This is a genomic window from Corallincola holothuriorum (assembly GCF_003336225.1).
Classification (GTDB): Bacteria; Pseudomonadota; Gammaproteobacteria; order Enterobacterales; family Neiellaceae; genus Corallincola; species Corallincola holothuriorum.
The window spans coordinates 95781-118522 of the sequence record NZ_QPID01000009.1 but is presented as its reverse complement, the minus strand read 5'-3'; the positions used below and the strand labels follow the sequence as shown (position 1 = coordinate 118522).

General features: G+C 46.5%; 23 protein-coding genes. 6 read left to right on the top strand and 17 right to left on the bottom strand.

Annotated elements, in window-relative coordinates; genetic code table 11:
• Positions 1–141: 141 nt before the first annotated feature.
• The 3 genes from DU002_RS14710 to DU002_RS14700 form a co-directional block, all read right to left on the bottom strand.
• Positions 142–993 carry a hypothetical protein gene (locus DU002_RS14710; protein ID WP_147271875.1) on the bottom strand — a complete coding sequence of 284 codons (852 nt, stop codon included), beginning with the start codon at positions 991–993 and terminating at the stop codon, positions 142–144.
• Positions 994–1231: 238 nt separating this feature from the next.
• Positions 1232–2275, bottom strand: coding sequence for a ribosome small subunit-dependent GTPase A (rsgA, locus tag DU002_RS14705; protein WP_114339157.1), 1044 nt, complete (start codon positions 2273–2275; stop codon positions 1232–1234).
• Positions 2276–2636: 361 nt separating this feature from the next.
• Positions 2637–4469 (bottom strand): metallophosphoesterase, encoded by a 1833-nt coding sequence (locus tag DU002_RS14700; RefSeq protein WP_114339156.1) that lies wholly within the window; start codon positions 4467–4469, stop codon positions 2637–2639.
• A gap of 265 nt (positions 4470–4734) precedes the next feature.
• On the opposite strand from DU002_RS14700, the gene DU002_RS14695 reads away from it, so the two are divergent.
• The 3 genes from DU002_RS14695 to DU002_RS14685 all read left to right on the top strand — a co-directional run bounded on the left by DU002_RS14695 (position 4735) and on the right by DU002_RS14685 (position 7713).
• Positions 4735–5442, top strand: coding sequence for a hypothetical protein (locus DU002_RS14695; RefSeq protein ID WP_114339155.1), 708 nt, complete (start codon positions 4735–4737; stop codon positions 5440–5442).
• Positions 5443–5500: 58 nt separating this feature from the next.
• Positions 5501–7354, top strand: a complete 1854-nt coding sequence (gene mep72, locus DU002_RS14690) for a biofilm-associated metzincin protease Mep72 (RefSeq protein ID WP_114339154.1) — start codon at positions 5501–5503, stop codon at positions 7352–7354.
• Positions 7355–7509: 155 nt separating this feature from the next.
• Positions 7510–7713, top strand: a complete 204-nt coding sequence (locus DU002_RS14685) for a hypothetical protein (RefSeq protein WP_114339153.1) — start codon at positions 7510–7512, stop codon at positions 7711–7713.
• 69 nt (positions 7714–7782) lie between these two features.
• On the opposite strand, the gene DU002_RS14680 is transcribed toward DU002_RS14685, so the two are convergent.
• From DU002_RS14680 to DU002_RS14660, 5 genes are all read right to left on the bottom strand, one after another.
• Positions 7783–8346: an N-acyl amino acid synthase FeeM domain-containing protein gene (locus DU002_RS14680; protein ID WP_147271874.1), complete on the bottom strand. Its 564-nt coding sequence runs from the start codon at positions 8344–8346 to the stop codon at positions 7783–7785.
• Between the two features lie 167 nt (positions 8347–8513).
• Positions 8514–9245 (bottom strand): carbohydrate-binding protein, encoded by a 732-nt coding sequence (locus DU002_RS14675; RefSeq protein ID WP_114339151.1) that lies wholly within the window; start codon positions 9243–9245, stop codon positions 8514–8516.
• A gap of 587 nt (positions 9246–9832) precedes the next feature.
• Positions 9833–11011, bottom strand: a complete 1179-nt coding sequence (locus DU002_RS14670) for a N(5)-(carboxyethyl)ornithine synthase (protein WP_114339150.1) — start codon at positions 11009–11011, stop codon at positions 9833–9835.
• Between the two features lie 500 nt (positions 11012–11511).
• Complete coding sequence (locus tag DU002_RS14665) at positions 11512–11787, bottom strand: hypothetical protein (protein WP_114339149.1); 276 nt, start codon at positions 11785–11787, stop codon at positions 11512–11514.
• A 202-nt stretch (positions 11788–11989) separates the two neighbouring features.
• Positions 11990–15385: a DUF5060 domain-containing protein gene (locus DU002_RS14660; protein WP_199405254.1), complete on the bottom strand. Its 3396-nt coding sequence runs from the start codon at positions 15383–15385 to the stop codon at positions 11990–11992.
• A gap of 390 nt (positions 15386–15775) precedes the next feature.
• On the opposite strand from DU002_RS14660, the gene DU002_RS14655 reads away from it, so the two are divergent.
• The 3 genes from DU002_RS14655 to DU002_RS14645 all read left to right on the top strand — a co-directional run bounded on the left by DU002_RS14655 (position 15776) and on the right by DU002_RS14645 (position 17504).
• Complete coding sequence (locus DU002_RS14655; protein WP_114339148.1) at positions 15776–16183, top strand: hypothetical protein; 408 nt, start codon at positions 15776–15778, stop codon at positions 16181–16183.
• A 160-nt stretch (positions 16184–16343) separates the two neighbouring features.
• The gene (locus tag DU002_RS14650; RefSeq protein ID WP_114339147.1) at positions 16344–16766 is read left to right on the top strand and encodes a hypothetical protein; all 423 of its coding nucleotides are present in this window, start codon (positions 16344–16346) and stop codon (positions 16764–16766) included.
• A gap of 330 nt (positions 16767–17096) precedes the next feature.
• Entirely contained in the window at positions 17097–17504 is a 408-nt protein-coding gene (locus DU002_RS14645) for a hypothetical protein (RefSeq protein ID WP_114339146.1), read from the top strand.
• A gap of 276 nt (positions 17505–17780) precedes the next feature.
• On the opposite strand, the gene DU002_RS14640 is transcribed toward DU002_RS14645, so the two are convergent.
• The 9 genes from DU002_RS14640 to DU002_RS14600 form a co-directional block, all read right to left on the bottom strand.
• Positions 17781–18203, bottom strand: coding sequence for an SEL1-like repeat protein (locus DU002_RS14640; protein WP_114339145.1), 423 nt, complete (start codon positions 18201–18203; stop codon positions 17781–17783).
• A 243-nt stretch (positions 18204–18446) separates the two neighbouring features.
• Positions 18447–18668: a hypothetical protein gene (locus DU002_RS14635; protein ID WP_114339144.1), complete on the bottom strand. Its 222-nt coding sequence runs from the start codon at positions 18666–18668 to the stop codon at positions 18447–18449.
• A gap of 74 nt (positions 18669–18742) precedes the next feature.
• Positions 18743–19360: a tetratricopeptide repeat protein gene (locus DU002_RS14630; protein ID WP_114339143.1), complete on the bottom strand. Its 618-nt coding sequence runs from the start codon at positions 19358–19360 to the stop codon at positions 18743–18745.
• 2 nt (positions 19361–19362) lie between these two features.
• On the bottom strand, positions 19363–20136 hold the full coding sequence (locus DU002_RS14625) for a hypothetical protein (RefSeq protein ID WP_114339142.1): 774 nt from the start codon (positions 20134–20136) through the stop codon (positions 19363–19365).
• 348 nt (positions 20137–20484) lie between these two features.
• Entirely contained in the window at positions 20485–20868 is a 384-nt protein-coding gene (locus tag DU002_RS14620) for a hypothetical protein (RefSeq protein ID WP_114339141.1), read from the bottom strand.
• A 456-nt stretch (positions 20869–21324) separates the two neighbouring features.
• Complete coding sequence (locus tag DU002_RS14615) at positions 21325–21615, bottom strand: hypothetical protein (protein ID WP_114339140.1); 291 nt, start codon at positions 21613–21615, stop codon at positions 21325–21327.
• Positions 21616–21643: 28 nt separating this feature from the next.
• Positions 21644–22090 carry an MbcA/ParS/Xre antitoxin family protein gene (locus DU002_RS14610; protein WP_158538072.1) on the bottom strand — a complete coding sequence of 149 codons (447 nt, stop codon included), beginning with the start codon at positions 22088–22090 and terminating at the stop codon, positions 21644–21646.
• Positions 22087–22314 (bottom strand): hypothetical protein, encoded by a 228-nt coding sequence (locus tag DU002_RS14605; protein ID WP_114339139.1) that lies wholly within the window; start codon positions 22312–22314, stop codon positions 22087–22089. The genes DU002_RS14610 and DU002_RS14605 overlap by 4 nt, the downstream gene beginning before the upstream one ends.
• Entirely contained in the window at positions 22311–22622 is a 312-nt protein-coding gene (locus DU002_RS14600) for a hypothetical protein (protein ID WP_114339138.1), read from the bottom strand. Before DU002_RS14600 ends, DU002_RS14605 begins: the two co-directional genes overlap by 4 nt.
• Between the last annotated feature and the right edge of the window lie 120 nt (positions 22623–22742).

The following is a 22742-nucleotide window of genomic DNA, read 5'->3' as shown; positions in this document are numbered from 1 at the left end:
GAAAGTGATAAACCAACGTAGGTAAAAGCAACCCCGCACTCTAACTTGAGCAATCCATAAATAAAGTGCTATCAGTCAGATAATTAGCATTGGTTTGATCGACTCCCTGCAAGAGCTACTCAAATAACTGATATCAACAATCTACTGTTTGGCTGCTAGCTTGACGACGGAGTCGACCAATGAGGCTGTGCTGGCGTCCCCCACCTCACGCAACGCATCTAAAGACCATTTGGTGATCAGCTCACTCACTTCAACCTTTGCCTTCCCCTGTTCTCCCTGATAGGTATCAGCCAGTATTTGCAGTTCAAGCAACTTTTGCTTTGCAGAAAATGGGATGTCACTGCGCGAAACTAAGGTCTCTATTTTTTCCACGGTCTGCAAGCTTGGCCCATCAATAATAATTGCAGCCCCATGACTAGCTATTGGTAACCACTCTTGGCCTGACTCTTCCGCCAGCTCAGCAAACAACGCTTCGGCCGCTGGCCCATCTCCTTGCGATACTGCAACCATGCCTAAGATCGCCTTTGCCGTAATCCGAGACTTCTGATATTTCCGGTCCAGCTCAACACCATTGGCCAATAGACGTGCTTTAGCAGCATATTCTGCACCCAACCCTTCCCACCCATTGCTGTACAGTGCCAGTGAAAATGCCGAGTAAGCGACATACTTGCCAGGGTCATCACTCGCCGCCTTCCGCGCGAGTTCTGCTTCAGCCAACGAGAACACGGGATATTGTCCTAGCGCTAATCCTACCGAAGCCATCGAATGCACCAGTTCCTTATGAACCTCATCGGCTTCAGCACTTTTCACCTTCTTGTTGTAAAGCTCCAAGCTGGGATCCACAGTGTGCTTTGAGAGCTTCTGAAAGCTAACATAACTAAATGATTTACGGGTTTCTTCATACTGTGCTTTTTCGCTTTTTTGCGTGCTTGCACAAGCAACCAAAAAAAGCACACTGACACTCATCATGACGACTTGAAGCGATGATCTCACACGACATCCTTATCTACTCGGGGATAAAAACGAACCAATTTTGACAACAGCTCCGTTAGACGGATGAAGTCTACTGAGCAAGCAAATAATTAGCAATATGCACACACGCTAATGCGAGTGAAGCAAAAAAAGCAATTAACCAACCCAGATATCCAATCCTATCTGATCTATGACTCTGGCCTCATTAACCTAAAAATAGTTGGGCAGTGCTGAACAAAGCCAGCACTGCCCATCTTGGCTATAAGCCTTTTTTAAAGTGCCGAGATTCAGACATGACCGATTTCACCATCTTGCCAAACTCCTTATCTTTTGCCCGCTGCTCTGCCAGAGAGGCGCTGTTTCTCGCTTGCTCTCGCATCAACTTGAAGTAGTTTGCCAAACGCCGCGGTGCCAATTCACCACGGTCGATCGCTTGTTGCACCGCACACCCAGGCTCACCGGTATGCTGACAATCGCCAAATCGACACCGCTGCGCCAATTCATCGATATCGGCAAAGGTCAGACTAACCCCCTGCTCACATGCCGTTAACTGCAACTCACGCATTCCCGGGGTGTCGATCAAAACCGCCCCCGATGGCATAAAATGCATCGAACGCGACGTCGTCGTGTGCCGCCCTTTGCTGTCATCCTCACGAATAGATCCGGTATCCTGGATCTCATTGCCCAATAAGGTATTGATCAACGTCGATTTACCCACACCGGAGGAGCCCAACAACGACAGCGTGCGCCCCGGTCGGCACCAGCTCAACAGCACTTCGCAACTAGTGCGATCTAACGCGTTGACCGATTCCACCAGCAGCAGGGGGTCTAAGCTTTGGATCGCTTGTCGTTTTTCATCCACATCGTCGCAAAGATCCTGCTTAGTTAATACGACGACGGGTTCAACTTCGGCCTCATGGGCAAGCGCTAAATAACGCTCAATCCGGCTCAAGTTAAAATCCTGATTTAGCGAGCAGACAATAAACAGCGTATCAACATTGGCAGCGATAAACTGCTCACCGAGCTTACTGCCAGGAGACTTGCGCTTGAACAGCGACTTACGATCCAGCTGACGCAAAAATCGATTGTCACCATCAAGCAGCAACCAATCGCCCAGCGCCATTGGCGGTAATGATGGAGTAATCGGCATCCGGCTCAATGCCTGTTCAGTGCGCACCACATATTCACTGCGGTGGTGGGCAACAACACGAGCAACGGTTGTCTGCTCAAACTCGTCTAACGTCAGTTGTTGTTGAAAAAAAGGTTGCCAACCCAATAGGTTGAGAGAAATTATAGAATTCATTTGTTTTCCCTACGCACGCAAAACCAACGTTGCGTGAGCACAGATAGATCATGCTTGGGGCAAACGAAAAATCATTGACCCCGGTGAGAGTACACCGGGCAAAGGAGAAGGAAATAGACGCGGATCTTTGTTTGTAGTGCTGACTATTTCTCGGCCTTCACCGGGTGGGTTTTAACTACAATCATCAATATCTCCTGTACTACTTCAACGCTTCATTAAGGGCAGGAATATAGCAAACAACGCATGATCTGTATATCGTAATCCACAACCATTGTATGGATACCCCACGACATCAACACTCCGTGAAAGTAGCGTCCCTCAAAGTAGGGACGCTACTAAACATGGCACTTTCACGCTAGGTTTATGGCCGCTTCAGACAAATATCATAAGTAGCGCCAGGGGTACCGCTCAGATAGGGGTAGTAATACCCTTCGGTGCTGGTATAGCTGAGCGATGTTGTCGATGAACGTTTCAGCTCCCACTGACTGCTCTTCCACTTATAGAAAGACATCGTCAAGCTGGTGCCAATATTCTCCATGCCGTGGGTACCATAACTGGATGCATAGTAATAACCACCGTCCACCGGGCTCGCTTTACCATCCGCGTTAAGCGTACCGTTGTAATGGGTGTATCCGCTTGGGCAGGTTCCACTGCCACCGCCACTCCCATCAGTGAGCGTCACCGTCACATACGAAGAGGCTGTACTCGCTTCACCACAGCTATTTAGCGCTGACACATTGAAGTAAACCACGGACTCCTGCTCGTCAGTCACACTGATTTTCGTATCCGTGGTTGTTGTAAACTCCTCCCACGCCCCCTTTGCTTCGTTCCAGCGCTTAACTAAATATCTGTCAGCACCACTCACGCCATCCCAAGAAATTGTATATGAACTGCTAGTGATACTGCTCGCCACGGGGGTGTTTGGCTTTGCCAGCGCTTCACATTGGCCACCATCCACCTGCATAGTAATTGTCACGTAGCCCGAAGTGCCACTTCGCTCGCCGCAATCGCTCAATGCTGTCACGGTCAAATAGACTTTCTCATCTTGCACACCCGTGACTTGCAAAGAGGTCTCTGCCACCGTCTTGTAATCTACCCATTCTCCAGCGGCTGAATCCCAACGCTTTATCAGATAGGAGTCAGCGCCAGCCACGCCAATCCAGGAAACAGTAAACGACGAAGTTGTGACATTACTGGCAACGGGATCGTTTGGCGTTGTAAGTAGATCGCATTGGCTACCACCTCCTCCACCAAATCCGGTATCAGAAATAGACCCGTTCTGATTAACGATTTGGATCAGGTCATCATTGGTAATTTTCAACGCTTGCAGGCGACCGCCATAATAACTCGCCATACCAACATCAACGCGCCATACCTTTCCGTCACAAGCCTGATTAATACTGCGTTGACGGGTATGCGCGATCACCATGCGCGACGCATTTAGCGCACTCAGAGTCTCGTTCAATTGCTGGCAATCACTGGCAGACAAGGTGTCGTCACCGTAATCACGATTCCACAAAGGGCCCGAACCGCCCACGGAAGACGGCTCGCGGGAGTACCCCTTCATCCACTCACTGATCTCAGCATTAATGTTGTCAATCCCGTAACGGGCATGGGAAGGAGTAATGCCACCATGCACAAATACGGTACGGCCAACCATCACAATGGCATTATGCTCCGACAGCACCTTGGCATAGGGTCCTCCAGGCTTAAAGGCAACAGCTCTGCCGCGTTGGCTCGATGGCAAGCTAACCACATCAGAATCAGTAATGCTGTTGTTGTAGTAGCCCTCAAACTGGCGAAAGCCTCCCGTCGTTACATAGCGAAAATCCAGCTCCACGTTCATGGTTTCATGATTGCCGTTAAGGACAAGCACTTGGCCGCCGCTTTGTTGTGCCTGAACAATCAGATTTTCAAACAGATCCAATATCTGCTTTTCAGTGTCGCCACGATCTAGCTGGTCACCCACTTGCACCAGTGTTTTGCTACCACCAATCCAATTGTTACTGCCATCAATCAGCTTTGCTGCACGCAATATGGACACCATGGCACTGTAATCGCCATGCAAGTCCCCAATCGCAAAAACCTCTTTTTCGGCAGGCAGAAAGGTAGAGGGTCTGGCAAAAGCGACATTAGCTACGCTAATTAGCAAAAATGACACAAATACGTTAAGCACAACTCTATTTAAATTCATGTTTACTTAATTCCGTTTATCTAATTAATTAGCCGCGAATAAAACCTCGAAAAATAAAAACACGCTCACTCACGAAACAACCATAAAACTTCTGAACAGCCGCCCACAAAGCAGTAATTTAGAAATATAAAAATAATAATAACTTCTATTTTTAATGCCAAACAGCCTTACATTACAAAGGTACCGGTGATAGAGTGTGTCAATAAATTGACACGCAATCAATGTTTTTAACTCGCTAATTAAGAAAGCTATTTTGGAGAGAACCATGGACAAATTGATCACCGCTGTGGTGTCAATTGTATTGCTTACATCATTCTTATTAATAAATTTTAAAGATTCACTATTTCCTGATGCTCAACCGCAACAAAATATGTCAACAGAGCTGCAATCATCCACACTCATCAATGATGCTGGAGAAGCACAACATGAAGGAGAACAACAAACATCAGCAACTGACTTAGCGCACCACTCGGTTGCTCAAGAGATGGAAATGTTGCCGCCTAAACTCAGCCCAGACGTTGATGATACTAGACTTTGGCAGACACAAACCTCTGTTCCATCGACTTATGCCTCGCTAGAAAATGAGCCGGTTGACAGAACCTACCTAAAGGTCAATCCAGATGTTCTATCAGCGATCGACACTGGTGATGAATTTGAGTTCTACATCCCACAAGTGAATGAACATTTTGAAATAAGTGCCGACGAAATTGAGTACCACAGTAATGGCGACAAAACGATTAAAGGCCAGGTGCAGGATCAATATGGTGAAGGCTACCCAGTGACAATCACGGTGGGAGAAAATGGTTCTTTCGCCAATATTTCGACACCCAAAGGTGGGTTTGTCATGGAAAGTGATAACCAGGATGGATGGATTGCATCGACAGTAGATATTCATAACCTTCAGGATTTCAACAAGCCTGATTATGTGGTTCCTAGTCAACCTGAGCCTTCAATACCAAGCCCGTCTAATTAAATCTACAAATAGAATTAAACAATAGAAAATAAATTTAATAATCACATAGGTAATACGGATGTCTTTCTCGCAAAAATTTGGAAATAGATCAAAAAGCGTTGCGCTTTCTTTGATCGGTTCAGTATCAATGATGGCGGTAACCACGGCGGTCGCTGCTAACGATATTGTTGATGTAATGGTGCTCTATGATACGGCTGCAGAGCAGGATCGCCGAGGTGCAATAGAAACCTACGTAAACCAACTTATCTCCTATTCCAATAGCGCCTATCAGACCAGTAACATGAATGTCAGGCTGCGTTTGGTCCATCAACAAAAACTCGCCGTGAATGGCGTAAACGCCGTGGATGGCAGTAGCTTAGACAATTTCCTCAATGACGCCACCGTCAAGGAGATGCGTGCCGAACACGGCGCCGATGTCGTCGCCTACCTCACAGTCGCTTCAGGCGGCGCATGTGGCTTAGGCTATGTCGGCTCTGGTGATGGACAGATGAGTTCCTGGTTTAAAAACTATGCATTCTCAATTTCTGGTTCAAACTGTGGTGCCTTAACCTTTGCTCACGAAGTGGGCCACAACATGGGCCTGGGCCACGATCGAAAACAGGACACCAGTGGTGGCATCTTCACCTATGGTCTAGGCCACGGTGTTGACTACCGCTTTGGTACCATCATGACCTACGCCCATCTGTTCAATACCAATAACTATATCGACGTATTCTCTAACCCCCGCATCAGTATCTGTGATGGCCTGCCCTGCGGCGTAGACAGAAACGCCGCTAATTCAGCGGATGCTTCCTACGCAGTAAACCAAATCTCAGCTCAAATGGCTGATTTCTACCCAACCAAGCATACCGATGGCGGTGACGGTGGTGACGGCGGCGATGGCGGCGATGGCGGTGACGGCGGTGACGGCGGCGGAGATACAGATCCGGCCGATCCGATCCGTGAAGTCCCCACTATCGACGGCAACCTAATCACCAATGCCAGCTTTGAAAATGGCTTAACACCGTGGTTCGGTCAATATGACGCCCAAGTCGCACTGGACCAGATCAAGCGATATACCGGCGAGCAAAGTGTGCGTTCGTTTAGTCGCCCATATAGCTATTCAGGCCCAGCATATACTTTGACAAACAGCCTGACACCAGGGAAAAAATTCAAAGTCTCTGCTGCAATGAAGTTAAAAGGGAACGGCTCACAACCGGGCTCAGCAACGATTGGTATTACCGACAACAATGGCTTCAGATTTATTAGTCTGGGTAAAATCGGTATATCTTCAGACAAATGGACAGAGATAAACGCCGAATTGGATCTAACGGATTCAACCAGCATCGAAAGTGCCTATATCCTGTTCTACGGACCTGAAGCGGGTCGCGAGTTCTACCTGGATCAAGTCAGCGTTGTCGCAGAAGACCAAGCCCCGACGGACCCAACCGATCCAACAGATCCAACCGATCCAACTGATCCAACTGAACCTGATAACCTGATCGATAACGGCAACCTTGAAGAGGGTAATGTCACTAATTGGACTGAAGGTTTTTGGGGAAGAATAAAACGAACTGCGAGCGCCCACAGCGGAAACTATGCGCTGCAAAGCTACCGTCGTTGGGCCTGGTACGATGGCCCCAGACAGTTGGTCACAACAAAATTAGACAACGGTAAGAGTTACGCACTTGAAGCATGGACTCGCATGGCTTCAGGCAGTGGCAACATTGAAGCTCGATTGACGTATGTCGATGACACGGGTCGTCATTGGATCAGGCTTGATAAAGTCAGCGCAACCACAGAATGGACCATGTTAAGCGGTGAAGTCACCTTAGAGCTATCGGGTGCACTGCAGGAAGCTGCGATCCACTTCTTTGGCCCGAACGCCGGTAGCAGCTTTATTGTTGACGACGTTAAATTAACAGAGAAGTAAACAGCACTTATTAGCAAAAACAGCACCCGTTCGGCACCAGCAGAACGGGTGTTTTCAAGCAAATAACATCCCTAATTAGTCTTACCACGCCGCAAACATCTTTACCGGATGACACATGATCTGGCATCGAACATCTCACCGCATTTAAACGTGATTTGGGCGGCGTAGCAGCCTACGTAGCCCTGACCAAAGGCGCGGCGTTTAGCTACACCTTCAACAACCTCACTGACGGCAGTTATCGCTTACTCACGCCCGATAGCGCGAATGGCACATATAACGAGACCAACGTGACCGTCAGCGGCGGCAGCTTCAGCGTCGACGTGGCAGCAAACTCATTTGCGGTACTTGAGATACAGTAAAACGCACAGATAAACCGATACACGATCAAAATGGCGGCAGGAGCATCCTGCCGCCATTTACTAACTTCCCTACGTTTGCCAAGCAGTTCCCAGAAAATCTTCTATATCAACCCGCATCAGCACTTGTGTCTTATCAGTGTAAAACTCATTGCTATAAGACTTCTTGCAGAGACTTCTGGCGTTGATCAATTTTTGATAAATCTTTTCGTGCTTCTCATAAAAAGTGAACAAACAGCACTCCAAGTTGTAGGCATCAGCAACGGCAAAGGTTTGCTTGAAAATTGAACGGATCACCTTAAGCTGATTTCTGAAGCTTGGATCTACAGCAACTCGCCAGCTGGACGCTAGGTTTCGACCTTCGTCACGAATAGATTGAGTTTCTTCAGGAAAAAACTTGTCAGTATGGAGTCCCGCTGGGCCATCAAAAGTAATACTGTTAGTACCAACGATGCGCCCATTCACTTCAGCCACAATCACCTTTGTTTTGGGCATGTTATCCAATTCAGGAAAGTGAATTAGTTGGCCACTTTTAGTGGCGGGTGTTAAGCCTGCGCCGACAAAAGCATCATGGGTCAGACGATAGACACTATCCATGTCATCAGTAGTCGCGATTCTCGTAGTGAGTTCAGACAAAATGCAGTCCCAGTAGAATAGTAACCACATATAATACAATGACTTTAAAGAATTAAAAATGGTAAGGAAGACGCTGAGGAAGCTAAAAAATGACGACACGCCGAGGATACCATCAACGCGTCGTCACGCTAACTAACGAGGGTAGTAATCTATATGATCAATACCTGCTAGCGGCTGTAATTACGGCCAAAGTTGTTGTCCCAATATTCATCACCATTCACGCGATAGCGAATTGCGAATTCAACATGCTGATTAGCAACTTCACTCTTTAGTGAGTAACGCCATTCCTCAGACGAGCCATCATTGTTTGAATCAACGTATCTGGCTTCAGCCGTTTCCACGGTTTGCCAACCATCGGTGGTGTAAACAACATCCACCTGCTTCTCGAAACCTAAGTTTTGCAGGTAGAGCGTGCCAGTCATGTAGTAGAAACCATCTCGAGAGCGATACCAATCATTCATCTTCTGGTTCTTAATCATGAAATCAGAATGCAGGATAAAGTTATTCTCAACTCGTCCACCTTCAACCTTGGTCAGAAGGTAGTCAGAGTGGTTGTTGTTATCCCAGAAGGTTTCCCCATTCACTTCGTACTTGATGGCAAACTGGTACTCAGACAAAGAATAGGGGCTCATCTCAGAAAAGCGCCATAACTCCAAGCCATTGTCTAATGACTCTGCGTAATTAGCTTCATACTCCTGCCACTCTTCACCGTTGATGCTAGCAACGACAGTGACTTTTTTGTCATAGGCCAGATTCTCAACCAGGATGTCACCTTTAAAGAAATTGGCAAATGAGAAATCAATAGTAGATGTGGCTTGTAGCAGCTTTACTTCTTGTGCATTAACCCCATGACCAAATAAAACAGCAGCGCCCAATAGCAATGATAAAACAGCTTTCATTAATTACTTCCTTATACAATCTAAACTAATAATATAATTGATACAAAGTATCATGTGACGATATAAATCCCGACCACTTGATACAGCGTAACACCTTACATGTGACAAAATTATTTATTCAAACGAATAAATAACTATCTTCAACCGATCACAAAACAAAAACAAAGGCACATCAAATCAATGAGCTAGATCAACACCGCTTAATATCAACTTAAACTTAACGTGGATAAAAATAATACAAACAAGAGATAGCTAACACATTAAACCCTAATATGGTTAGCGATACCAAAAGCCAACACAAACAACCTAAATGCGTCATCTAAGATATGTATATAGCCATTAGAGGAAACCTGAATATTAATTAGAAGAGATTAATAAGTAGAATATTGGTAGGCATCGGGGATGGTCACTGAGCGTGCAAGCCATTGCTCGAAAAGCAGATTAGCTCTGTGATTAGCAAAGCCAAAGATCTGTTTGATAGCTATACCAAACAGACCGACTGGAGAAAGGTAGCTTTACCCTCTAGCTGCAAGATGAGTCAATTCCTGCATTGCAACTAAGACGATTTTTATGGGCCAACAGACCTATTAAGCAAGCTGACTTTCTGCCTCCTCAGTAACAGGATCACGATATCGATGAGGAAACTGCACCGCACGCTTTTGAAATGACAAAATGGCGTCGTTCTTAATCACTCCATCATCAATATTGATCGCCCGTCTAATGGTTTCATCTTGCTGCCAAGCATCACGGCCAGCCAATACCGTGGGCAAATAGACAATAAGTGCAGCAGAGATAGAGCGTGTGGCGCTTTCCCATAGATAGCTCGGCGTATGATCCACTGCGTAATAGTCGACACTGCCATACTGGATTATCGGCGTCTCGAATGTGGTCGGTTTAGCAAAAAAGAACCCCATCCCTTCATCACAGCTGACATCAATAATCAGACTTTTCGGCTTAAGCTTGGCCCCCTCAGCTTGCGTCACAAAATCAATGGGATGTTCGGTATTCTGAAAAGTACCATTTACAATAATGTCAGCTTCACTGATCAACTCAGTCAATGGCCGCATAGATCCATCATGCTCTACCAGCATCATCCGTGCTTCGCCTGCATTGCCACTTCGAATTCTGGCATAGTTACAATCCAGCACCTCTTCACGAACCTCATGATCCGGACGCTGAATACAGATAGTGATATCTCTGAAGCCATGCGCTTTCAATGCGTAGATCGCGCCACGACTCACAGCACCAAAGCCGAAAATAATGATCTTACGTTGATTACCATAGTGACCATCAATCCCTTTCAGTTGCAATGCATGGATAACCCCGCAATAACCGGCCATCTCATTATTTTTATAGAAAGTATGGCGACCAGCCTGCCCGTCAGGAGACCAAACATACATATCTTCAAAGGCAATCAAAGTCTGCTTACGGTCAATCGCCGCCTGGGTGATCTCCTGCTGCTGCACACAATGCACATAGCCCCAAAGCGTGCCGCCCTCACGTAACTCTTGCAGATCTGCCAACACTGGCTTGTTAATAATAACCGAGCCAATTTCTGCCAAAATTTCATGGCGTGTGGCTATGCCTGCGGTCAGCGCTGCGATCTCCGAGTCTGCGATGCCAAATGGCGCACCATAGCCCTCTTCAAATATCAGTTGGCGCCGAAGTGCTTCAGGGATCCGAGTAAGGTGCTCAGGGTGGATAGGAAACCGGCGTTCATCTTGCTTTTTCGAAGTCCCAATGACTCCCACTAATGACGTGTTCATGTCGTCGTTACCTTGTAATTAAAATAATTCAATGAGTGACTGCATGGACACATTGTCAGTGTCGCCAATAGGCCTACGTACGTACACGCTGTGCTGTCGCAACCGTTACAACATCAAAAAACACAACGCTGTAAAAATGACGGGATAAAAACCTAACAATGCCTGGTTAAGGAGCGCCAGTCGCAGGTTGCAGCATCATGACGGCAGCCGAAGGGCAACGCATCAGGCAACTTGCTTTAAGCAATTATTAAGGGAGCAGGTGAAGAATGGAGAGTTCAGAGTACCATGAATACAGTAAACCACGTAGACAAGCTGTTACTCCCTCACAGGATCAAACATACAGCGCTCATTCCATATCGCACAATAAACTTTGGTTCAGACAAGAGGCGGGCTTTTCATAAATTCAGAGGTCATGCCTAAAATCGGTCAAACACATGGGCTACCGCCATTTATGAATTTTCTAAAAATCGCGTTATGGCAAGTCAGATCAACAAGTTAAATCAAGCGCGACGCACACGCACTACCTTCATAAACTCCATCTCAAATCCTGCCACTGACTTGGTCTCGGGGTAGTAACTAAGATTAACCCGCGCGCCCTTTAGAGACTGATATTGCTTCTGCCGCTTAAATACAAATGGCACCTCGTAACCTTCGATCATCAATGTGTGGCGGATCCAATCCCCCTCCTCCCGCTGTACATGGGAGTTCACCTGGCAATCATCGGTATGAATAAGCTCAGGCCGCTTTTTTAGTAGTTTTTCAGGGGTGGTTTTCATGACATAAGTACCGAAGAAAACAGCGTGCTGGTAACGTCAACTATATCAGCATCCCAGTTAAAACCAATCTCTGCGCAACTACAATCACTTCGGGCTTCAAGCGCCGCAAGACTTGTGGGTGTCGGACATTGTCTGGTGATCATATAGGACTGGCTCAACAAGCAGTGACTCAGAGCACGGTGCTCTGAGTCACTCAGCCAGCTTATTGAAGTGTCTCAGGAAGCGATGGATCTTTCGCGGTCGCAACACCGACACTGCTATGCCTGAAGATAAAACGGTCTACGTTGAACTTCGTCGAGCGGCCGCTCATCACAAACCGATACTCCGTATCCGCTTTCAGTTTGTACACCGGGTTATAAAACTCCCCATGTTTAGGGTTGAGCTGCGTAGCCCAGCCCCATCCAGTGGCGCTGCCACCAAAAATTTTAGTGTCGTTCTTCAGTAGTGCTAATGCGGCATTTTTTTCATGACTCGTACTGGCTTCAAAATCCCCTTCCAAACGGAAAAATGCATCATTGTTTTTGTCAGCAGCTTCGCCGTCTAATCGCTTATGCGCGCGGATATACAGTTGATAATCACCTGGCTGCGAGACTTTAAAGCGATAGGATATTGCTGACTGCGGGGCGGAATATGAATTTGGACCAGTGAATTCAACATGACCGGAACCGGTATACCCGGCTACCGCTTGCTTCACAATCCATTCACCCAACGCATCGGTGGTATGTTCGGCCTCAATAATCACCAGGCCATCCACATCAACGTAAAGGTCTTCGTCAGGGTCAACAGGTGGCACAACCGGAGGGATGACCAAATCATCATCTCGTCGCACCAAAACAACCCAATCAGAAGAAGGCTCCTGAGGCGGCTCACCCAAATCAACAAAGCCACCGCCAACAACACCCGTCACAGATCCCTGTTGCAGTTCCCCCCCGTTACGAGGGTCGAACCAGACAACTTCATATGTACCAGATGCACCATTCAGATCTAATTCCGTACTGCCACCCTGCTTCAAATAAACCACATAAGTGTCGTTCGCTTTATAGAAGCCATAGTCATTTTCAGCACTACTGATACTGTTGTCGTTAACCATATCCCAGAAAGGAACGTTATTGTTTTTAAAGAACTCAAGGCTATACCGGGTGACATCCCACCAAGCGTCTCGACTACGAAAATCTTCCAACGTTAAATCTGAGTGAGCATAATCGTAGCCAAAGTACCATTCGTTGCCGGCTCCCCCCGCCATCAACGTACCCCAAACACCATTTTTACGCCCATCGACCTGACTATCACCAGCGTTATCATCTGGCCGTAACGCAAACTTCGCATCACCGGGTTCATCGACCGAAATTATCCAGGCTTTCCCGGTCTCTTCTGAGCGCCGAATCCACTCCAGTACCTGACTATGAACATCGCTGAAGTCTGCTTGGCCCATTTGCATTGAAGCACCATGCAAATCAGATTGATCACCTAATAGCGGCCCATAAACCTGATCTTTTTGGCCTGGGTATGTGTGCAGAACAACAGGATGCTGATAAGGATCATTCGCGGCAAAGTAGCTCGCCATATCCTGTACTTGCTGAGTCGATTGCGTGTTCTCCTCACCTAAATTCCAATTCAATGCCAGGTGGTAGCCAAAACGGGCGATCAATTCACGGTAGTAAAGCTTGCGCTGGGCACCTAATTCGCCGTTATCAAGCAGATGATCATTTTCAGTTTCTTGAGTTTTGAAATGCAGGAAGATGCCGTTGTTCTGCATATGGGAAAAAACAACGTCCCACTGAGCTAAACGAGAAACATCAAAACGATAACGCTCATCATAATCTGTGTAGGGGAAGACGTTTTGGTCGTCACCCTCAATATTCATGGTCAGAAAAGAGATAACATTCTGACCTTCGCTGACGAGATAATTAACCGCGCCGATTAAGCCCTTTCCTTTATCATCCTGCCAAGTCGGATCACCGTTATTCCAGTCTGCAACATGGGGTTGCCAGGTTTTTATCTTATCGTCTTTATGATTGTCCGACTTAAAGTCACCGTCGAAGTCAGCATAAGCCAGCAAATTTTCAGGGGAATCAGAACCCTGTTTCAGAAAGTACTCTCCGCTTTCCGCAAAACGTAGATAACGTTCACCGACGTACTGTAAGCGCCCTTTACCGCGGAAATCCCTGCCAGTTTTGTCGCTATCAGCGACAACAAATACCCCTGAGACACCGTCAATGTCACCACCGGACTGCCCGGCTAATGCATTCGCATTTAGGGCAACATTCTCACCAGTGCGAAATGATACTTCATATTTCCATTCTCCCACCTTGTCAGGAGAGAAATGAACCCGCCATTGGTTACCTTCGTCCGCAGCGCTGTTAGCCGCATCACCGTCTGCAGCAAAAAATCCCGGCACCACATAACGGCTATCACCGTTAGAGAAAGTGACATCCATACGATAGTCCGTGAACGGGTTAATCGTGTCTGTTTCAGCCACTTCAGGCCCATTAAAGGAGATGGTAACCTTGTGCCATTGACGTAACTCACCCGTGATCACCTCATCACCGCCCGCAGCGGGAAGCTCTACACAACCGTCACTATCTACAACGCTACCTTCCGGTGTATTCGGGCATTGATCCACCGCATCAGCAACACCGTCACTGTCTTGATCTGTACCTTCAGTACAAATATCCAAACTAAACCAACGGGCGCGGGCGCTATCGGCGACATCACCATTCATCACCAAGCCATTGGCATGATTAGTAAACTCTAGTTGGATAAAGTCGTTCGTTTGTAATGAGAAAAATGCACTATTCAGCACATGAGTTTCGAGGCTGTACTCTGGCGTATCAGTGCCGTGTATGCGGGTATTAGTAGCCTGACCAACCGAGGTGCCATTAACTTTGAGCACATAGCTCGGCTCACCGTCCGCTTCTTGTATGGTATGCAGCTTAAATATCACATCACTATCGATACCAGTGTATGTCTGTTGTGCAGCAGCAGTCGCTCCCGATTCAGCTATTTGTAATAGCTCCAATCCGGCTTTGGTGTCTTTAGTCGCATTAGCAAAACCAGTGATATCGGCATATCGTGCAAAATCAACGGCCTTTATCTCAGTACACACCTCGGCAATGACCTCATTGTCGTCATCACCAACGGTATCGTCGTCATCACCAACGGTATCGTCGTCATCACCAACCGTATCGTCGCCATCGCCATCGCCAACGGTATCTTCGTCATCGCCAACTGTATCGTCGTCATCGCCAACCGTATCGTCGTCATCGCCAACCGTATCGTCGTCATCGCCAACCGTATCGTCGTCATCGCCAACCGTATCGTCGTCATCGCCAACCGTATCGTCATCATCGCCAACCGTATCGTCGTCATCGCCAACCGTATCGTCGTCATCGCCAACCGTATCGTCTGGAACGATCTCACATCCTTCACTATCAACAGTCATACCGGCCGGGGTATTTAGGCAAGAATCGACATTATCAATAATACCGTCTTGGTCTGCATCGGCTTGCATAACGGGATCATCACCGCCGCCTCCTCCGCAACCAGCACAGGCCATAGCAAGGCATAGAATCGACAACTTGAACGTATGAATAACCAACTTCTGAGACCTCTAGAGAATAAAAGAGAAAGAAGACAGTTAAAGCTCAAGACGCATAACTACTGGCCTCTAGCTCAACTCACCCTCGGACAAAGCGAACAAAAAAGTAACAAAAAATCAACAAGTTGACAACGCTCTAGAGAGAACCGGATAAGTATTCCATGAGTACGGTCAAAGAAAGCTGACCAGAAACGAACGTGCTGCGACTTCTGAGACATGACGACAGAGTCCGCTCATAAAAAAATCAATGAATTCAACTAACAGTAGAAGGTAGCATTATCGTCAAAGTAGAATCTTGCAGTGAGTAAGCTCCTGATGCTGATTCTAATTGCCAAACAAAAACTTTTTGGCCCCATCGCGGCACAAAAATTGGCTTAATGAGGTGAGATTGTGCGAAGAAAAAGTTACCTGATAGCGGCTTTTTTCAGCCTGCTAATAACAACGGCATGTGCTGAAGATGGCAGTCAGCAAGAAGCAGAGTTTGGCCCACTAAAATGCCTTGGCACCGAACCTTTCTGGTCACTGGAGTTAAAGGACAGGACAATTGTCTTAGAAGACATGGATAGCGTCCAAGGCCAGTTTAAATTAACCAAAGCTATCACCAGTAGCAATCACACCAACCGTTGGTTTTTAACTGCAACCGGTGCCGATAGCGCGTCGGTATCCGTGGCTCTCAGCAAAACCAATCAGTGTTCAGATGGCATGTCCGATTTCAGCTATGAATATGAAGTCATGTTGCTCACCCCAGAGCAACAACTACTAAGCGGTTGCTGTAACCGTATAGAATCAGCTAAATAAACGTCCAGTGCTGCCCGCCTAATCCCAAGGTCAATTTGAGCTTTGGGATAAAGCGTATCAGATGGGTACCGACGAGCATCAACTGCTGCCTGACTCCTTCAATCTGAGCCCAACTGCAGGGAATAACAAATAGGTCAACCTAGCGTATGAGTAGGGGAAGATGACAGTGATTAAGATAAGCCGAAGTTCAATCATTCTGGCGGTGGTGATGCTTGCTTACATCGCCTGGTCTCAGGTGGCTCTGTATCTAAAAGGGGAGGCACTTGCCATCGAAAAAGCAAGAGTGCTAAGCATTGCCGATCACTTGGAGTTCTGGAAGCACACCTTCTTGCAACAGCATGCCGCCATAGACGTTGAGGCGTTAAAGGGCGGTGTTCGGAATGTTCAATTGACCTTGATTGAACAAGAACAGATGACGCCAGAACAACAAGATAAAGTGTACGTGATGTATTACAACGCCCCTACAGACGAACAGCTGACCGCTTTAAATCGCTATCAATCTGAGCTCGTACTAAGCCGCTATTTTTACCTTGTCGTGAATGAGAATGGCCAAGTGACAGAGACCTTTTGGGACAAACCCTGATATTTCAAGGGTGATGGGGCTGACCCAATAGCAACGTATTGCAGTGAATAACAAGCGATGGTTGTCGGCCGAAGGTACTGTGCAAGCAGTAGTCATTCAGACCTATCAAGATCTTGATCGATTAGCGGCATTCTCACAAGCCAAGGTTGTCAGCGCATAAAAGAGGAAGCTATAGTCCCACAGGTCATGGAGGACCAAACAATGAACAGAACATATCACTCCCCTTTATACTTTCTCATTCCCTTAGCCCTTCTGGGCTGCTCAATATTAAGCGGGTGCAGCAAACCAGAGCCCTCAGTAGGTACTTCATATGCTAAAAATGGCTTTTCAATGGTACTGCCAAAAGATTGGGTGGTATTACAAGACTACTTCCCAGAAGCAACCCAACGCCTGATTACAATTTCAACATCCATTGGTTCAAGCGTAAGTATCGACATATTTGATACCCGCGCGAGCAGACCAAACTTAGAGCTGTTTCTGCAGCAACACATGTCTGACGCGATCCCTACAAGCGATCGTGATTCAGTGAAGATCTCATATGGTGAGGTAACTCGGCAGCAAGGCCGAGGATACTTTGTTGAAGTCCGCCTTGATGATGAATTCAATACCGCCTTCTACATCGAAATCGTTGAAATGATGTATGAGAATCACCAATCTTACGTCACCTTACATACGCCAATGGAAAGCAAAGACAAAGTGCTTGTGGAGTTCAATCAATTCATAGAGAACATCAACTGATCCGCTCCTGTAGTTTCAGACACCAAGGAGCAAACACAGATCCTATGCCACTTAATTTCAAGCTGAACTCCTTAAACTGTCGCAACGCAAAGGTGCCAATGTTGCCGCAAGAGATAGCTGCGATGGCCTGCACCTATCTTAAAAAGGAATAAGTGGCCGGATTTAACGGAGCAGGGAAAAATTAGCATTAATGCTCTCAGCCAGACAATCCAGCAACGTTGGAGACATGCCTCCGCTGGCTTATGAGAAACTTAGAAATTACAACTAACGAGTGGTCTACGAAAGGCTGGTCGATTCACTATGATTTAAATATCGATTGTATAGTTCAATCCCTCGAACATTATCCTTATCTACGAAGCGGCCTCGGCTATAAAGCCACGCTAAACTATCTATAGCTTGGGCATCTCCGGCCTTAACATGCTTTTCAACTTCAGCAACGTAACGAGAGCCATCGCCCGTATGTAAGCCAATTATGTGTAAGGATTCCCAATTTCCCATTTTATAGGATTTATCACACCAAACCTCTACCAAACCTGGATCTGGAGCATGCATTAGGCTTCTCTGACATTGCCTTGCAACCATGTCCATAGTGAGATTAGGATCATTAATATCATAATCTTTCCAGAGCCCAGTGTGAGCATGCACAGCACACGTAACTATCTGGAATAGAGAAACAAATACCCCAAACTTTACTACCATGCTAGCCTCCCTTCTCTATCAACACGCTTGGCCGGGAGGTGAACTTGAAAGGACTTTACCTTGGTATCTAACTCAACCTTTGGATGAGGGCGATAAAAGTACTTATCTTTCATCGAGTCTTTCTCATCAGATCTATCGATACAACTTGATTCCGAACGACAATAAAGCCCACCGACAATATCTATAAACTCTCATTTAAGATAAAGAATGGCATAGCCATTTCAAAGAACTCACAGCAGACTTTTACTGCTCGTCCTTCTTAAGGTTACCCTTTATTTTATCACTCAAGAAACCCCCCATAACCAAGCCAACCACAGCGACAAGACCACCCGCCACCAGCGAATCGAAACGAGCCCAAACAAGTAAACAGATAATGGCTAAGATAAGCACATAGGCTTCTAAAAAATAACCTGCAGCAAAAGATCTCACTGCCGACATAAAACCATTTCGTTTGTGCTCACTCATTTACAAAGCCCCTTCAATTGACGTTTTCAGGGCGTAGGAAAAACTGTTTAATTGGAACAGGCGCAAACGAAACCCTAGCACTTGCTGCTATCTATCTCGCAGATGACCTTCTTAACGTTCTCGTCATATCGCTGCATTGCTACTGCTTTATCTGGAACTTGACCAGAAACTTCTTCAAGCAAAAACTTGGCTCCTGTTTGTCCATTTTCGTAAGCCTTCTTCAGCCAGTAGTATGAAAGCTCAGTGTTACGAGGCAAAGCACACTCTTCATCAGAGAAACATGAGCCTAAGTAAAATTGTGTAAACGCCAAACCTGATTCTGCGGCTTCTGTCAGCAGCTCAAAGCCCTCAACATCATCGCTTGGATCTTCATTTTTGATATAGAGAAATCCAAGTAATTCGGCGGAATGCATTTCCCCCAGTGCCACTCCGCGCTTCAAGTACAACTTGGTGCCATCAAGGTCTTCTCTCTCGAGCAGTATGTTTGCATAGCGATATTGCGCTATAGGATTGTCGTTATCGGCAAGGGACTTTAATTTGGCCACCTCATTTTCATAGACGCCAGGTTCTAGAGAATCTAAACGCAAGCTCTGCACCTCTTGAGAGAAGTCTCTAGTTGGTGCAGTGACATCAGAACATCCAGCACCAAACAGCAGAACTAAAATTGAGGCCAAGAGAATGTATCTATTCATTTTTACCACTCACATTTAAGGTATAGGATGGCGTATCCATATTTATTATGTTCGACTTGTGAATCAGGGTGCACCTTGATACTGAGCTCAGGTATGGGAGATAGCTGAGGATTGCAGATTTTTGATATTTTTTCGCCAACATATTGAGTCGCACTCAAATCAACTACAGACATAACGTCGAGTACTTTATCAACTGTTAAAGAATACAAAGTAGGTGCCCTGCCAAAATCCCTGCGAACCTTCAGATACTGTATATTTATCGACACTACGCATCCTTTAGACTCTGGATGTTTATGCTTTGCTTTTTGGGCAATAGCTCTAGCATTACCTTTAACAAGATCGTAGAGAATCATCGCTCTACCTTTTTGCGAAATGACCCCAACAGCCATCGCCAGACCAGCGGTTGTTGTCGTTCTGCGGTACAACGACGTTGACGGCTGAATAGGCGCAAGCGCTCTAGTCGCTGATCTCGGGATACTGCTCAGTCCCTTCCAATGTAGGCGATCAGCCGCTCTAGCATTTCTAATGTTAAGGGTACGATCCAGTTCCGATAGAAGACTCTGCTTTCTTTTGGCGCCATTCAGATCATTAGGCAATTTCTCCAATGGTCCTGCTAACGAAGTTGGTTTGACAGGAGTGTCAGAAATATCAGAAAACTTAGGTTCTTTTTCTATTTGCTTACAGGCCTTGTACAAGGAGTCGACTGGGTACATATGATTGATGTAATCAGAAGAGAAGTTGTATGGGCCTTTGTGGGTCAGGACAGTGAATCTCATTATTAACATCCTTGTTGATTGGAAATCACAGAAGATAGAAGCAGTCCATTTGCTTCTTACGCATGCTGGTAGGCTGCGTAAAACAGAGTTGAAATCATAGTGTCCTCACAACTTGTAAGTCAATCTCGCAGCCCTCAACCCCCTCAAATTAAGGCCAACCTTAATATGGTCACTAGGAATTACTCGTCGGCGCTAGGCAAATCTTAAGCTCTCAGGTCGAAAATCAATGGCTCTGTTCCTTTTGATCTCGATCCTTGTTTCATTTGACAGCTAACGCGGCGGCCACAGGAAAAAGCCAGCGGCCTTTGTGCTCTAGGAGCATAGCAATGAGTTAGTAACTTGCATTGTTTATACACCGACAAGCTCGGAGTATTGCTTCTGAAGTACCGCACTTTCGCTCAACGGGGTTGGCCCGGACGGCATAAATACTGCCCTGGCTCCCGCACCAAGCGCAGCCTCTCTGAATGCACGAACTTCCACATTTGTATACCCGCCTTCCGCGTTACCGAGTAAGTGCAGAGTGATAACAGGTGCAACAGAAAGCCAGGTTTTTGGGCTAAGCTCCTGCACCAAGCTAGTAAGTGTTTTTTCGATTTCGACGAACTCACCCATTAAGGTGCGCGGGTGAGACAAAGCAGCGCATTTACGTTCGCAACGACGACCAGACGGAACGACCGACGCGATCATTTCCCCCGGCTTAACCTGCACGTACAACTGTTTCGATTTGAACACCGATTATCCCTTAGGTGTATAACGCTAAGTAGGAAGCAACTGCTTTATATCTCCACTTAGAGAACATGCTTCCTATCCCGAAAAACGTAAGCTAGCGAGAAGCTACTCATGCTCTTTCTTTAACTTGTTGTCTACTTTGATATTTCCTTTAAATTTTATCAATAGCCTCCCCCTATTTTGTACAAGGTTTTGACAAAATAAACACGAAAAACAAAAAAGCGAGCACCACTCTCGTAGCACTCGCTTTTTAAAGTCACTTCAACGCGCTTTTCAGCGCATCAAAAAATGATCACGTCAGATCTAGTTGGAAACTGTATACCAATTACGTCAGCTAGCTTTCAGTAGGTTAGGTTTTCCGCTCGAACAGTCTTAGTTGGAAACTTGAGTGCAATAATGAATGCCTTTCTTGCCTACTCAGGGTATTCAAGTTGGAAACCGTAAATTAGCGTAAAAAAATCAGTCAGTAGCGGCATGTTTAGAGCGCCTCTCGCTCCGATTGAAGGTCACACAATGCAGCTTTCGTTTTCTACACCACGCGATCGCAATCTCGTCAAAAACCTCGGCCGGAATTTCCAGGGTAAGCAGGCTTACCCGTGCGTTTTCAGCAGTTGTTTCACTGGAGAAGCTGAAGTCTTCCGGGTTCACAACCTCGATGGTTGCCGGGTTATGGTTATCCTTTTCAAAGGTAATTTCCTGATAGACCCCAAACCTTTCGTTACTCGTGTATGTCCACTCTTTCGTGCTCATGTCCGCTCTCCTGCAACAGAAACGCTGTTTATCGGCAGCTTCGCATCCGTTCAAGCATGTCGACGACGAGTTCGGTTTCATGAGGCAAGCATTCCAGCGGTGTGCGTCCCTGCAATGAAGATTTTGGCGTAATCAACCAGCGATTAGCTGCCTCCGGTTCTTTGAAGATTGCCATAAGTTGTGAGCAGAGTCCTGGCAGAGTAAGAAGCAAAGCTCCCAGCTCTTGGGTATTCAGACTCTCAAAATAGTCGTCACCACCCACTAAGTCTCGCTCATCAAGATCGGCAAAGCGCTTTCGAACAAGATCCCACTCCGACTGTTGCGCACTATCCAATTTCGAGCGCAACCGGCTAAGTTCCTGGTAACCTAAATCACCACAGAACCCCGACATTTCCGCATCGATGAGATGTATCAAAACCTCAACCTCCCTGTCGTTAAGCTCAACGACATTTCGATTCTCACTTGAACTTCTCATTCAAAACCACCTTCTAGCTTAAACTTCACATATGCTCGCAGTTCGTCCAATCCAAACCGGCCTAGCAGCGTCCTCGGCGTCATCCCACCATAGCTGGATATCGAAGCATTCGAGAACCAACTAACTATCTCTGAGTTTGCATGATGGCTTAACGCATTCATTGCAGCCTCATCGGACTGGGCTTCTAACAAAAGCTGATAAACCATTGAAAATTCGCGTGTCATGCCATCTCTCCTAAACTCCCTGTCTGAGCGACACGTTGCATGAGTGGCGTAAGCTCATCGAAGAGCTGCTCTAAGGCGGCATCATCAACATTTCCCGAGCTGACCATAAAAGGCGTGGGCGGTACGCCATCGCTGGCTTCAATTTTGTAGATCTCAATTGATCCATGAGGTTGAGCTATCTGAGCCATTTCTCGTACCAAACGAGACATCAAAAATCGATAACGAACGTCGATGCCGGGATCATCGAGCACTACTATCGATGGATAGAAGTCTGCGCTCAGATCACTCAATTGAAACGACTCGCCCATGCCTGCCTCCCTTTTGTCTGCATCATAATTTTAATCGCCTTATCAGCATGATGCTCGGGAGTGCCACTTAAGATTTCAGGAGTGCCACTAAAAATTTAAGGAGTGCCGCTTGAGGTTGCT

Bases quoted from the DNA above. Each gene is read 5' to 3' on its own strand.
- rsgA (WP_114339157.1), bottom strand. From the start codon at position 2,275: ATGAATTCTATAATTTCTCTCAACCTATTGGGTTGGCAACCTTTTTTT.
- DU002_RS14700 (WP_114339156.1), bottom strand. From the start codon at position 4,469: ATGAATTTAAATAGAGTTGTGCTTAACGTATTTGTGTCATTTTTGCTA.
- DU002_RS14695 (WP_114339155.1), top strand. From the start codon at position 4,735: ATGGACAAATTGATCACCGCTGTGGTGTCAATTGTATTGCTTACATCA.
- mep72 (WP_114339154.1), top strand. From the start codon at position 5,501: ATGTCTTTCTCGCAAAAATTTGGAAATAGATCAAAAAGCGTTGCGCTT.
- DU002_RS14675 (WP_114339151.1), bottom strand. From the start codon at position 9,245: ATGAAAGCTGTTTTATCATTGCTATTGGGCGCTGCTGTTTTATTTGGT.
- DU002_RS14670 (WP_114339150.1), bottom strand. From the start codon at position 11,011: ATGAACACGTCATTAGTGGGAGTCATTGGGACTTCGAAAAAGCAAGAT.
- DU002_RS14665 (WP_114339149.1), bottom strand. From the start codon at position 11,787: ATGAAAACCACCCCTGAAAAACTACTAAAAAAGCGGCCTGAGCTTATT.
- DU002_RS14650 (WP_114339147.1), top strand. From the start codon at position 16,344: ATGACAGTGATTAAGATAAGCCGAAGTTCAATCATTCTGGCGGTGGTG.
- DU002_RS14645 (WP_114339146.1), top strand. From the start codon at position 17,097: ATGGTACTGCCAAAAGATTGGGTGGTATTACAAGACTACTTCCCAGAA.
- DU002_RS14640 (WP_114339145.1), bottom strand. From the start codon at position 18,203: ATGGTAGTAAAGTTTGGGGTATTTGTTTCTCTATTCCAGATAGTTACG.
- DU002_RS14635 (WP_114339144.1), bottom strand. From the start codon at position 18,668: ATGAGTGAGCACAAACGAAATGGTTTTATGTCGGCAGTGAGATCTTTT.
- DU002_RS14630 (WP_114339143.1), bottom strand. From the start codon at position 19,360: ATGAATAGATACATTCTCTTGGCCTCAATTTTAGTTCTGCTGTTTGGT.
- DU002_RS14625 (WP_114339142.1), bottom strand. From the start codon at position 20,136: ATGAGATTCACTGTCCTGACCCACAAAGGCCCATACAACTTCTCTTCT.
- DU002_RS14615 (WP_114339140.1), bottom strand. From the start codon at position 21,615: ATGAGCACGAAAGAGTGGACATACACGAGTAACGAAAGGTTTGGGGTC.
- DU002_RS14610 (WP_158538072.1), bottom strand. From the start codon at position 22,090: ATGAGAAGTTCAAGTGAGAATCGAAATGTCGTTGAGCTTAACGACAGG.
- DU002_RS14605 (WP_114339139.1), bottom strand. From the start codon at position 22,314: ATGACACGCGAATTTTCAATGGTTTATCAGCTTTTGTTAGAAGCCCAG.
- DU002_RS14600 (WP_114339138.1), bottom strand. From the start codon at position 22,622: ATGGGCGAGTCGTTTCAATTGAGTGATCTGAGCGCAGACTTCTATCCA.